The organism is uncultured Clostridium sp. (genome assembly GCF_900547735.1).
In the GTDB taxonomy this organism is placed as follows: Bacteria; Bacillota; Clostridia; order Lachnospirales; family Lachnospiraceae; genus Otoolea.
On sequence record NZ_URHZ01000037.1, the window covers coordinates 1 to 12,436 of the forward strand.

The following is a 12,436-nucleotide window of genomic DNA, read 5'->3' on the forward strand; positions in this document are numbered from 1 at the left end:
GGGTAGCACGTCCTCTTCCGGAAGATATGCCGTCCAACGAAGAACTGTTCGGTGATTTCTTCAAACCGGGTATGGACGAAGAATAAGTTTCATAGTAACATAAAAAGCAGGGTGCAGAGCGGAGGTGAGCTCTGTGCCCTGTTTTGGAGGAGGAAAATAACAATGCTGCAATTTCACGGAAATGAGAACTATATAGCGTCGGATGAACTGATCCGCAGTGTCAACATAGCGGCTGCGCTTAAAAAACCGCTGTTAATAAAGGGCGAACCGGGAACCGGCAAGACGATGCTGGCGGAGGCAATCGCAAAATCCATGGGCATGGAACTTTTAATATGGAATATCAAGTCCACCACTAAGGCGCAGGACGGGCTTTACGTCTATGACACGGTCCAGCGTCTCTACGACAGCCAGTTCGGCGAGGAGGGTGTGGGCGACATTGCAAAATATATCCGCCTCGGCAAGCTGGGAGAGGCTTTTAAACGAGAAAAACAGGTGGTGCTTCTGATAGACGAGATCGATAAGGCCGATCTGGAGTTTCCCAACGATCTTCTCTGGGAGCTGGACCAGATGGAATTCTATATACCGGAGACGGGGGAGACCGTAAAAGCGAAGGTGAGGCCGATTGTCATTATCACATCCAACGCGGAAAAGGAGCTGCCCGATGCGTTTCTGAGACGGTGTATCTTCCATTATATCGCATTTCCCGATTCGCCGATGATGGAACGGATTATTAAAGCGCACTATCCGGATCTTGAGGAAACACTGATTGGAGGCGTGCTGGATGCCTTTTACAGGATACGTGATATGAAGGGAATTCAGAAAAAGCCGGGGACTTCGGAGGTTTTAGACTGGATACAGGCCCTTCATATCGGAGGAATTCCAATCGGCACACTGGAAAAGGAAATCCCCTTTGCAGGCGTTCTTCTGAAGAAAACAGAGGACTTAAAACAGGCGGAGAACCGATATGTTTACTGATTTCTTATATATTCTGCGCGGCTACGGCATGAAAACCGGTTTAAATGAATGGACCTGCCTGATGGACGCGCTGAACCTGAATCTGAATGAAGCCAGCCTGACGGAATTTTATCATATGGCGCGCTCAATCCTGGTAAAAAAGGAGTCTGATTACGACAAGTTTGATCAGGCGTTTTTAGAGTACTTTAAAAATGTAGAGGAACAGGACTGTCTTCCGGAGGAGCTGGCCCGCTGGCTTTCCAGGGCGATGACGCAGACGCCTTTCGACAGGGAGGAAGCGGACGCGGCCTGGGGAAAGATGAATTTTGAAGAGATACGCCGTCTGATGGAACAGAGGCTCGCGGAGCAGAAAGAGCAGCATCACGGGGGAAATAAGTGGGTCGGTACCGGAGGAACCACGGCGTTCGGCCATTCCGGCTATGCACCGAAGGGCATCCGTGTCCATGGAGCCGGGATGAACAGAAGTGCGTTAAAAGTGGCGGCGGAGCGTAATTATAAAGACTTCCGCGAGGATAAGGTACTGCAGTTAAGACAGTTTCAGGTGGCGCTCAGAAAACTGAGGCTTTTGTCCAGCAGGGAGGACGGGGCTAAAACGGAACTGAATGTGACAAAGACCATTGAAAAAACCTGCGATCGGGGAGGGCGGCTGGAACTGGTAATGGAGCGGCCGAGAAAGAACCAGACGAAGCTCCTGCTTCTGATGGACAGCGGCGGGTCCATGTGGGCCTATGCCGATATGTGCAACCGACTCTTCCAGGCCGTGAACCAGGCCTCCCAGTTCAAGGATTTGAAGGTGTACTATTTTCACAACTGTTTTTACGATCAGTTGTTTACCGAGCCGGGCTGTTCGTGGGATGACAAGATATCCACGGAGTGGGTGTTCCACAACCTGAAACCGGAGTATAAGGTGATTATTGTAGGGGATGCACTGATGGCTCCGTCCGAACTTCTGGAGCCGGGAGGCACTCTGGATTATTACCATGAGAATGAAAAAGAGGGGATTTACTGGCTGAAGGCGCTGAAGAAACGTTTTCCGTCGTCGGTCTGGCTGAATCCATTGCATGAGAAACTCTGGGACTACGATGCCGCTTCCCGGACCATCGGGCTGGTACGTGAATGTTTTCCCATGTTCCAGTTGACGGCGCGCGGCCTGGAGGCGGCGATCAAAGAGCTAAGAAAAGGGGAGGCGTAATCATTTACGCCTCCCCTGAATGCATATACCGTTCTTATGCAAGACTTGTTATAAAGTTGGAGAGCAGATCGGCGGGGAGCTGGCCCGGTGCGGATGCCTTGCCTGCGGTGCCGAAGGTGATGGCGGAACCAAACACGCTGCCGCAAATCCGGCTGATGGTGCCCTGGCGTCCCATGGACATCGTGATGACGGGTGTCTCCCGATGTTCTTCCCTCATCGTGAGCGTGGCGTCGAGCAGTGTCAGTACATCGCGGTCATTCCGAGGCATTACGGCAAATTTGGCAATATCGGCCCCGAGCTGCTGCATCTCACAGAGGTGGCCTACAATCTCTTCCTTGGAAGGCGTTGAGGCGGTGTCGTGGCGGGAGGCGATAATCTTCACCCCGGCCCGATGGGCGGCTTCTACGAGCGTTTTCATCGTATCATCCCCCCTTGAAAGCTCCACATCGACCAAATCCACGAGGCCGCTTTCTATGGCGGCAAGATTCAGGGCGGTGTAATCCTCCGTGCTGAGTTTCAGTTTTCCGCCCTCTACGTCGGTACGGATCGTGAACAGGACCGGAATCTCCTTAAGCTGCTCGCGAAGATATGCCATGGCCTGAAATCGCACCTGCGGATTTTCAATATTCTGGTAAAAATCCGCGCGCCATTCTACAAAGTCGAAGGGGGCTTTTTCCATTGCTTTGACGGACTGACGCAGTCCATCCAAATTCGTGTCCGTGAGCGGAATGCAGATCTTCGGGATTCCTTCTCCGAATACAACGTTTCTGATTTTTACTGAGGCATTCATGGCATCTTCTCCTTATACGCGGCGAAAGCAGGTCTTCCGGGCTTTTCACCGCCACCAATTAAAGGTTTTTCAAAATGTTTTGTTACAGTATAAGAGCATTACGGACTTCTGTCAAGAGTTTTTTGCTTTAAACTGCTAAAATTTAATGCTTTAAAGCGGAAATACAGTTTTTTTAAGTGATTGTACGTCAAAAAGTACAGTCGAGAGGGAAAAACAGGGATTTTTGAGGGTGTTATTTCCACAATACAGAGGAGGATTTTATGGACGAAAAAAACATTGGAACCCTGGCGCGTTTTATGGGAGTCTCTCCCCATACGATTAAATATTATGAAAAGATAGGAATTCTGGCTCCCGGACGGGATGAAAAATCCAATTACCGGAGATATCATCTGAGCATCTGTACGGATCTGGCCGAATGCATCCGATACCGCAGCATGGGATTTACGCTGAAGGAACTGGATGTCCTGAGAAAAACGGCGGACAGCAGCCTGCTTGATGAAATGCTTACGGAACGGCTCCGGGTGGTGGAGGAAGAGCTTTCAAAGCTGACGGGGATCCGCCGCTTTCTTAAGGAGTATGCGGAGGAATGCAGGCGCGCGGAGGAGGAGCTGGGGGAGTGGTATATTGAGCCGTTTTGTCAGGTCATCTACTGCAGGATGCAGACGGAGAATCTGCTGTTTACGGGGGAGAACCTGGCCACGGACGCCTTAAATATCATGGACTATGCCCCGGAGACAACGGCGGTTGTGACTCTTGACAGAGAATATATGGAGGGCGGGGAAAAGAGGTATTCATGGGGGCAGAGCCTGAGCTTTATGGAGGAACAGCCGGTGTTCGAAGAGCATCCGGAATTTATTTCCCTTTCCCCTAAAAAGGTGTTCATCGCCTACAGGCGGTATACGGGACATTTTGTCTCAAATGGGGCGATGGCGGAAGATATTAGAATGGTATTCCATGAATATGCCCCCTGCTTTCCGGATTCCGTATATGCATTCAGAATCAAAATCACGCGTGACGGGGACGGCAATGACTGGCACTATTTTAAGATTGTGGTGCCGTTAAAATAAAAGGCCGGTTTGCCGGGCCTCTTTTTTTGCAACCTGTGAGCGGCTCTTAGGTTCGATGCCCGAAGCAGCGGGAGAACTAGGAGGGGAACGGATATTAGGCAAAATAGGGGCCGTATTTTTAAAAATTGGAAACATAAGCCGGATAAAAAGGAAGAGAAAAAGGGATAAAACGGCCTATTGATGAAAATTCTGCATGAATCCAATCAAAACATGTATGAATCAGACACCCTGAAAGTGTTGAGCTGAGAGTGACTTTCACATTTAAGATCAACTCAATCAAACTATATCAGGGAGGAACCGATATGAAACTGACACCATATCCAGGTTACGAAAATCATCTGAGATCTTATTACAAAGACGGCTCAGAGGAAACAATGAGGGCAAAGAAGGCACAGATAGAAGACATGATGAACTATGAGGTGCCGGAGGGGATGACCATTGAGGACCGCACGATACCGGGAACCGGGGAGGGAACAAACCTGAGGCTCCGTATCTATAAACCGGCCGGTCTTCCTGCAAAGGCGCCCATGATTATGGACATCCACGGCGGCGGATGGGTCGGGGGAAACCTGGACATTGACAACGGCCGCTGTATTGAACTGGCATGGAGGACTCCGGCCATTGTGGTGAGTGTCGAATACAGGCTGACGACAAAGGAGGTCTATTTTCCAAAACCTCTGATGGACTGCCATACGGCATTTATGTGGCTTTATGAGCACGGTGAAGAAATCGGAGGAGATCCGGAGCGGATCGGAGTGCACGGGACAAGCGCAGGCGGAAATATGGCGGGCGGCCTGGCGCTTTATCTGAGGGATAAAAGCGGGCCGAGAGCGGCGCTTACGGTTCTTGTCTGTCCGCAGCTGGCGCTGAGCCTGACCGGAGACACCTCCTTCCAGCAGCTTCCCCAGATTGTAATGCAGTCGGAGAATAAGGCGGAGTGCCCGGAGGCTCTCTATCTGGGAGGATACAATGGGCAGAGGCCGTCCTACTACGCATTCCCGGGAGAGTGTCCGGACCTGCACGGCCTGGGTCCGCACTGTATCGTAGCGGGAGAGTACGACGCGTTCCGGGACGATGCCAGGGAATATGCCGGAAAACTTTTCAGAACAGGTGTACCGTGTGAAATTTTCGTGGCTCCCAGGATGGGGCACGGATTTCTGACGGTGCACCACCCGTTCACCGATCTGGTTCATGAATATATCAGCAGCTCGTTCCGCAGGGAATTCGGCATGATTCAGGGGAAGGAGGCATGATTTTATGAGTATATTAAACGTAATGGCCATCACGATGATGGCCGTGGTTATCGTTTTAATCCTGACGAAAGTCATTCCGATGAACTTTACCCTGTTTCTCGTGCCGGTGGCGGCCGCCCTGATTCTCGGATACAGTCCCGCCGAGATCAGCACGATGGTGGTGGAGCAGTTTGCAACGACAATGCGCTCCTCCGGTTATATGCTCATATTCGGCCTGCTGTATTTTTCCATGCTGACCGAGACCGGCATGTTTGACCGGATTGTGGGAAGTATCACCGGCCTCATCGGTTCCAGGATGAATGTCGTCATCATCATGATTCTGACCACCGTAATTGCGGCTGTGGGGATGCTGACGGCCAATATCAGCACCTGCTACCTTGTCACCTTTCCGATTATGATGCCCCTTTATAAGAAATACAGGTTCAACCGGGTCCATGCGTTTATCCTGGTTCAGACGGCGCTGGCCGCCATGTGTTTTATTCCGTGGGGCGTCGGGATTGCGATGTCGGCGATGATGGCGGAGTGCGATACGCTTGAGCTGGCTTCGGCCTCCATTCCGTGGGCGCTGTGCTTTATCCCGGTTATCATCGCCCAGTGGGTATATTTTGCCTGGCTGCATAAGAAGGAAGTGGGGACGCTTGGGCTCCCCGGACAGGGAATGGCTGAAAATGGTGCAAAAGAGGAGAACAAAGGAAAGGAAAACGCCAGACCGAAGCTGTTCTGGGTCAACCTGGCAGTTTTTATTGCCGTCATTGTGGCTCTGGCCGTCTTTAAGATACCGGCCTACTTTGTTTTTATCATTGTGTCCTGTATTACCGCCCTTGTAAATTATCCGGAAACCTTTGCCGATATGTGGAACAGGACGGGAACCATGATATTTAATATCATTCTGATGCTCCTTTCCATCTCCGTCTACATTGCGGTGTTCGCCCAGACGGGAATGGTTGAGTCCTTTGCCCAGTTAATCGTAGGCATTTTCCCGGGAGGAACGGCAAAATATGCGTTTATCGTCCTTTTGGCCGTGAGCGTTCCGGTGATCCGGTTTGTGCCGTATCAGTTGTACAACGCGATGTATCCGCTCCTGATTTTTATCGGGGCCCAGTTTGGATATACGCCGATTGAAATTATCGCGCCCTACGTGTGCAACCTTGCGCTGGCGACCGGTGTAACACCTGTCAACGCGTCGATTTATGTGGCCGCGCCCCTGCTGGAGACGGAAGTGGACGGCATTGTAAAGAAAGGCGTTCCGATTATGACGGTCACGAACATACTTGTTATGGTGCTGGCGGCTGCAGTTGGAATTTTGAGATTATAAATGGAGAAGAAAAAAGTCCTCTCCGCACAAACAGTTTTTTTAGCCGTTTGTGCGGAGGGACTTTTTTTGCATTGAGCGGCAATGAAAAGTTCGCGAAGCATGCTTTGCGTTGTTTTGTTATCTCCTCTTATTTGGGGCAGGTGTACCGCGTAAGTCCGATGCTGTGTTTTCCGTACTCAATTGCTTCGGCTGGACAGCGGCAGATACAGGCCATGCAGTGCGTGCAGTCATTTCCCCATACGGGCCTGCCGTTTTCAAGCCGGATGTTGGTCAAGGGACAGACAGCCGCACATTTCCCGCAGGAGATGCAGGTGTCTGCGGCATAAAACTTTTTGGCATGGACAAACATCGGATAAAACAGATCATTGACAATTCCGCTGTTCATCTTATCTTTCACCGTCAGGGGAAGCTGAGGGAACATCCTCCCGCTCTTTATAAAGGCTGCCGCCCGAGCGATTTCCCCTTCCGCCCGGCGGATGATTTCCAATGCTTCTTCTTTGGAAGGAGAGGAGAACATTGCAATGTAATTTTCCGGCATGACGATTTGACAGCATCCCCGGTAATCCATTTTTATGGAACGGCACAGTTCCCTGAGATATTTTCCCGCATTTCCGATATTTCCCCCACAGGTCATTACAAAATAAATTTCTCTGCTGCCGGGCAGTTTGGTCTTTTCCAGCCATTCCTGAACGATGCGGGGGATTCTCCACGCATAGGTGGGGACTACAATCACCCATGGACTGTCCGGGTGGTTAATTTCCGGGTACTCCATTGAAAAATCCCGGTTTTTAATCTTTTCAAACAGATTTAAAACCTCATCCTCTGTTTTTTCAGCAATTCTCTTTGCCGCATATTCGCTGTTGCCGGTTCCTGAAAAATATAAAATCATAATGACGTCCTCCTTAATCTGAATTTATAATTGTGAACTGGTGAGCTCTACACTGCCATAGATCAGGTTGACCAAATCGGCAATATCTTTCCATTGCGTCTCATCCACACTCATATAATAATAGTTTTTTGTGCAATTTCACCCACCCGGATGCCCGACAGGTCACTCTCCAGCAGTACAAGCAAAATCAACTGCCTAGTCTCGTCTCCGATCGCGGTAAAGGCATTTCTGCATTTTCGGAAACCTTCTACTATTTTATTAAGTCTTTCCTCACATTCCATAATCACACTCCATTTTATCCGCCTGACGGGGCCGCAGGTCTTTTTGTTCCGTGCAGAACAAAGGCATGCAAACCGTTTATTGTTAACATTCATTAACCATTATACAAAACAAAAAGGACGGATACAACATCGGTAAAGAAATCGGTTACCATAAACGCGATATCCTTTTTTTATAATATCTTAATTTTCATCTCTGATTCGCTTTTACAGATTTAACAGAACGGGTGATAGGATAAAGGTGTAAGGAGGAATGGATTATGGTATGTATGATTCGCATATTTCAAAATATTGGACTTAAATTTGACGCCGCGTTTATGAGGTTCGCCCGTTTGCATCCCTGTCTGTTTGCCGCCGGGGCGCTGATTGGGATTCCGCTTTTTATCCTGGTTACGGTTTTTGCCGTGACATCGGCTGTGATGATACCGGCCGCCCTGCTGCTCGGATGGACGTAAGCACACTTATATAATCTTAATGTGAACCGCATCCGGACTAACACTATTTTTATAAAGCAGATGCTAGAATCTGAACTATCAATTCGGTGCGGAATCCGTGATTGCCGCACCGGAAGTAAAAGGAGGAAGAAATATGATGGATATTTATATGGCAGGCATCATTTTGGGAAGCTGTTTCCTTATGAAACTGCTCATTGACTGGTGCGGATCACAGGTGGAACCGGACGGAGGAAAATAAAAGTCCGGGTTTGGAAAAGGAGAAAATCACATGGTATTTTTAGGATTTATTATCGCGGGGATTGCCGCATATCTGGTTTATGCGCTCGTATATCCCGAAAAACTTTAATACGGAAGCGTGACAGGAGGAAAAGAAAATGTTTCAGATAATAATGACACTGCTCCTATACATGGCGCTCGTGGTTCCGGTTGGAATTTACCTGTACCATGTTGCGACAAAGCAGAAGACGTTTGCAGATCCCGTTTTTGACAGAGTAGACGGCCTGATTTACAGGATCTGCGGGCTTGGCAGGGAAGAAATGAGCTGGAAGGTCTATGCGCTCAACCTGCTCATGACAAATGCGGTCATGATAGCGGTCGGCTACCTGATCTTAAGGCTCCAGGGAATCCTGTTCCTGAATCCGAACGGGATAGACGGGATGGAGGCGACACTGTCCTACAACACGATCATATCATTTATGACAAATACGAACCTGCAGCATTATTCCGGGGAATCCGGTCTGTCTTATTTAAGCCAGATGGCCGTGATTGTCTTTATGATGTTCACGTCGGCGGCCACGGGTTATGCGGCATGCATGGCCTTCTGCCGGGGCATGTCGGGAAGGCCGATGGGCAATTTCTATGAGGATATGGTAAGAAATACAACGAGAATTTTAATTCCCATCTCATTTATCGTGGGAATGCTCTTAATCTGGCAGGGAACGCCGCAGAATTTCCAGTCCAATTTTACGGTTCAGACGCTGGAGGGCAAATGGCAGGATATCGCCACCGGTCCCATCGCGGCCCTTGAATCCATCAAACACGTAGGGACGAACGGAGGCGGTTTCCTGGGCGCCAATTCATCGACGCCGCTCGAAAATCCGACGATTATCACCAATCTCTGTGAGCTTTACTCCATGATGATCCTGCCGGGAGCCTGCGTCATTGCCTTTGGAAATATGATTGCGGACAGACGGAAAAAAGATGGGAAAAAGATTTTCTTTGGAAGCCAGGGAAGGACGGTTTTCGCCGCTATGGCAATCATCTTCGTCATCGGGCTTACGCTCTGCTACAGGGCGGAACTGGCCGGTAATCCGGTGCTTCAAAGTGTGGGCCTCAATCAGAGCCTCGGCTCCTACGAGGGAAAAGAGGTGCGGTTCGGCATAGCCCAGTCGGCCCTGTTTACCACGACGACGACCTCGTTTACCACCGGTACGGTCAACAATATGCACGACAGCCTGACACCGTTGGGCGGCCTGGTGCCCCTGTTACATATGATGTTAAACTGTGTGTTCGGAGGCAAGGGAGTGGGCCTGATGAACATGGTGATGTACGTGATTTTAACGGTCTTTATCTGCGGACTGATGATAGGACGCACCCCGGAATATCTGGGTAAGAAGATCGAAGGAAGGGAAATGAAACTGGTGGCGGTCTGCCTCATTATCCATCCGCTCCTGATTCTCGGTTTTTCGGCTTTGGCCGTATCGACGGCGGGAGGACTGGCGGGGATCACCAATCCGGGATTTCACGGACTGTCCCAGGTGCTTTACGAGTACAGCTCCTCGGCGGCGAATAACGGTTCCGGGTTTGAGGGACTTTCGGACAATTCCGTATTCTGGAATGTTACGGCAGGGCTTGCGATGTATTTCGGCCGCTTTCCGGCAATCATCCTGCAGCTTGCAATCGCCGGGAGCATCCTCGCAAAACGCAGGGTCAATGAAACGGTCGGGACACTCAGGACGGATAATGCGGTCTTTACAATGATTCTCGTATTTATCGTGTATATATTTGCGGCGCTTACATTCTTTCCGGCGCTTGCGCTGGGCCCCATTGCGGAGCATCTGACAATATGGTTTCCGGGACTCATGTAAATTTCATGCATTGTCATACACAGGAACTTAGATTAGGAGGCAGGATTTGATGTCGAAAGTAAAACAGCAGACTACAAAATTCATTACAAAAGAGATATTAAAAAGCTCGGTCACAGGAGCATTTAAAAAGCTGGATCCCAGGTATATGATGAAAAACCCGGTCATGTTTGTGGTGGAAACGGGATTTCTCATAACGCTTTTACTGTGTTTTATGCCCAACCTCTTCGGAGATGTGGCCCATTCCGGAGGACTTTCCGCGGGAACGCTCCGAATATACAACATCTTTGTAACGCTGATTCTTTTCATCACCGTATTATTCGCCAATTTTGCGGAATCGGTGGCCGAGGGGCGCGGTAAGGCCCAGGCGGAAACGCTTAAAAAGACAAAGAAGGACACCACCGCCCACCTCATTCTGCCGGACGGTTCCGAGAGGGATGTTTCTGCCTCGGAGCTTAAAAAGGGTGATGTGGTGATAGTGAGGATGAACGAACTGATCCCCAACGACGGCGAAGTAATAGAGGGAATTGCCTCGGTGGATGAGTCGGCGATTACCGGTGAGTCGGCCCCCGTCACCCGAGAATCGGGAGGCGATTTTTCTTCCGTTACCGGCGGCACGACCGTGGTTTCGGACTGGCTTAAAGTAAGGATCGCCGCGGAGCCGGGAGAGTCCTTTCTGGATAAGATGATTGCTCTGGTAGAAGGGGCGTCCAGGCAGAAAACGCCGAATGAGATTGCTCTCAATACACTTTTAGTCGGCCTTACGATCATTTTCCTGATTGTCATTGTGGCCCTCTATCCTTTCGCCGTTTACTCCGGGGTTCACATTCCGGTGGCTACCCTGATTGCTCTGATGGTGTGTCTGATTCCCACCACGATTGGCGGCCTTTTGTCGGCCATCGGCATTGCAGGTATGGACCGTGTGACGCGTTTTAACGTCATTGCCATGTCGGGCAAGGCGGTGGAGGCCTGCGGAGACGTGGACACGATGATTCTTGACAAAACGGGAACCATCACCTTTGGAAACAGGCTTGCAGCCGATTTCTACCCGGTCTCAGGCGTTTCCAAACAGGAGCTGGTGGACTTCTCCGTTCTGGCCTCCCTGGAGGACGGCACGCCGGAGGGGAAATCCATCGTGGAACTGGGGCGGAAGATGGGTGCTAAGACGGACAAAAATAACGGTGAAAAGATGAACTTCATCGAATTTACCGCCCAGACGAAAATGTCGGGCGTGGATTTAAAGAACGGCGTGAAACTGAGAAAGGGAGCGGGCGAGGCCGTCAGGGAGTTTGTAACAGACAGGGGAGGCGCGGTGCCGCCCGACCTAAGCGGAATCGTGGAGAGCATATCGAAACTGGGAGGTACGCCTTTGACGGTCTGCGCGGGCAATCGGATTTACGGAGTGATTTATTTGAAAGACACGGTGAAGCCGGGGCTGGTGGAGCGGTTTGCCAGACTCAGGGAGATCGGAATCAAGACGATTATGTGTACCGGTGATAATCCGCTGACGGCGGCGACAATCGCAAGGGAGGCCGGAGTAGACGGTTTTATCGCGGAGTGTAAGCCGGAAGACAAGATTACCGAGATTAAAAAAGAACAGGCCCAGGGTAAAATTGTGGCGATGACGGGAGACGGTACCAATGACGCGCCGGCCCTGGCCCAGGCGGATGTGGGAATTGCCATGAACTCCGGCACCCAGGCGGCCAAAGAGGCGGCCAACATGGTGGACCTGGACTCCGATCCGACCAAGATTCTGGAGGTGGTGGAGATTGGAAAACAGCTTCTGATTACCCGGGGCTCGCTTACTACATTTTCAATTGCGAACGACATTGCCAAGTATTTTGCCATCATTCCGGCCATGTTCCAGCTCGTGATTCCCCAGATGAATATGCTGAACATCATGAAGCTGACAACGCCTTACAGCGCCATCTTATCGGCTCTTATCTTTAATGCCGTCGTCATTCCGGGGCTGATTCCCATCGCGATGCGGGGCGTGAAATATAAACCGATGCGCTCGGAGAAAATGCTGCTGAAGAACATGGGTATCTATGGAATCGGAGGCGTGGCGGTGCCGTTTATCGGTATCAAGCTGATTGATATGATAGTGGCTCCGCTGCTTGCCATATTGGGATTATAAC

Annotated in this window: 12 protein-coding genes; 9 read left to right on the forward strand and 3 right to left on the reverse strand. The window is 50.4% G+C overall.

Annotated elements, in window-relative coordinates:
- Positions 1-162 precede the first annotated feature (162 nt).
- Together QZT18_RS12825 and QZT18_RS12830 are read left to right on the forward strand one after the other, a co-directional pair.
- Positions 163-975, forward strand: a complete 813-nt coding sequence (locus tag QZT18_RS12825; protein WP_294148396.1) for a MoxR family ATPase — start codon at positions 163-165, stop codon at positions 973-975.
- Complete coding sequence (locus tag QZT18_RS12830; RefSeq protein ID WP_294148397.1) at positions 965-2,167, forward strand: VWA domain-containing protein; 1,203 nt, start codon at positions 965-967, stop codon at positions 2,165-2,167. The genes QZT18_RS12825 and QZT18_RS12830 overlap by 11 nt, the downstream gene beginning before the upstream one ends.
- Positions 2,168-2,201: 34 nt before the next feature.
- Here QZT18_RS12830 and aroD read toward each other — a convergent pair whose 3' ends face one another.
- Positions 2,202-2,957 (reverse strand): type I 3-dehydroquinate dehydratase, encoded by a 756-nt coding sequence (aroD, locus tag QZT18_RS12835; RefSeq protein ID WP_294148398.1) that lies wholly within the window; start codon positions 2,955-2,957, stop codon positions 2,202-2,204.
- 260 nt (positions 2,958-3,217) lie between these two features.
- On the opposite strand from aroD, the gene QZT18_RS12840 reads away from it, so the two are divergent.
- The 3 genes from QZT18_RS12840 to QZT18_RS12850 all read left to right on the forward strand — a co-directional run bounded on the left by QZT18_RS12840 (position 3,218) and on the right by QZT18_RS12850 (position 6,592).
- The gene (locus tag QZT18_RS12840) at positions 3,218-4,024 is read left to right on the forward strand and encodes a MerR family transcriptional regulator (protein ID WP_294148399.1); all 807 of its coding nucleotides are present in this window, start codon (positions 3,218-3,220) and stop codon (positions 4,022-4,024) included.
- 302 nt (positions 4,025-4,326) lie between these two features.
- The gene (locus QZT18_RS12845) at positions 4,327-5,277 is read left to right on the forward strand and encodes an alpha/beta hydrolase (RefSeq protein WP_294148400.1); all 951 of its coding nucleotides are present in this window, start codon (positions 4,327-4,329) and stop codon (positions 5,275-5,277) included.
- 4 nt (positions 5,278-5,281) lie between these two features.
- The gene (locus QZT18_RS12850) at positions 5,282-6,592 is read left to right on the forward strand and encodes an SLC13 family permease (protein ID WP_294148401.1); all 1,311 of its coding nucleotides are present in this window, start codon (positions 5,282-5,284) and stop codon (positions 6,590-6,592) included.
- Between the two features lie 127 nt (positions 6,593-6,719).
- Here the strand turns inward: QZT18_RS12850 and QZT18_RS12855 are convergent, their stop codons facing one another.
- Both QZT18_RS12855 and QZT18_RS12860 read right to left on the reverse strand, forming a co-directional pair.
- On the reverse strand, positions 6,720-7,481 hold the full coding sequence (locus tag QZT18_RS12855) for an EFR1 family ferrodoxin (RefSeq protein WP_294148402.1): 762 nt from the start codon (positions 7,479-7,481) through the stop codon (positions 6,720-6,722).
- 110 nt (positions 7,482-7,591) lie between these two features.
- Positions 7,592-7,762: a hypothetical protein gene (locus QZT18_RS12860; RefSeq protein WP_366925877.1), complete on the reverse strand. Its 171-nt coding sequence runs from the start codon at positions 7,760-7,762 to the stop codon at positions 7,592-7,594.
- 257 nt (positions 7,763-8,019) lie between these two features.
- Between QZT18_RS12860 and QZT18_RS12865 the strand changes: the two genes are divergently transcribed.
- From QZT18_RS12865 to kdpB, 4 genes are all read left to right on the forward strand, one after another.
- Complete coding sequence (locus QZT18_RS12865; protein ID WP_294148403.1) at positions 8,020-8,214, forward strand: hypothetical protein; 195 nt, start codon at positions 8,020-8,022, stop codon at positions 8,212-8,214.
- A gap of 268 nt (positions 8,215-8,482) precedes the next feature.
- Positions 8,483-8,560, forward strand: a complete 78-nt coding sequence (locus tag QZT18_RS23555) for a potassium-transporting ATPase subunit F (RefSeq protein WP_125140998.1) — start codon at positions 8,483-8,485, stop codon at positions 8,558-8,560.
- A gap of 28 nt (positions 8,561-8,588) precedes the next feature.
- On the forward strand, positions 8,589-10,301 hold the full coding sequence (kdpA, locus tag QZT18_RS12870; RefSeq protein ID WP_294148404.1) for a potassium-transporting ATPase subunit KdpA: 1,713 nt from the start codon (positions 8,589-8,591) through the stop codon (positions 10,299-10,301).
- Positions 10,302-10,350: 49 nt separating this feature from the next.
- A complete protein-coding gene (kdpB, locus tag QZT18_RS12875) occupies positions 10,351-12,435 on the forward strand; it encodes a potassium-transporting ATPase subunit KdpB (protein WP_294148405.1) in 2,085 nt (694 codons plus the stop codon).
- Position 12,436: the final 1 nt, after the last annotated feature.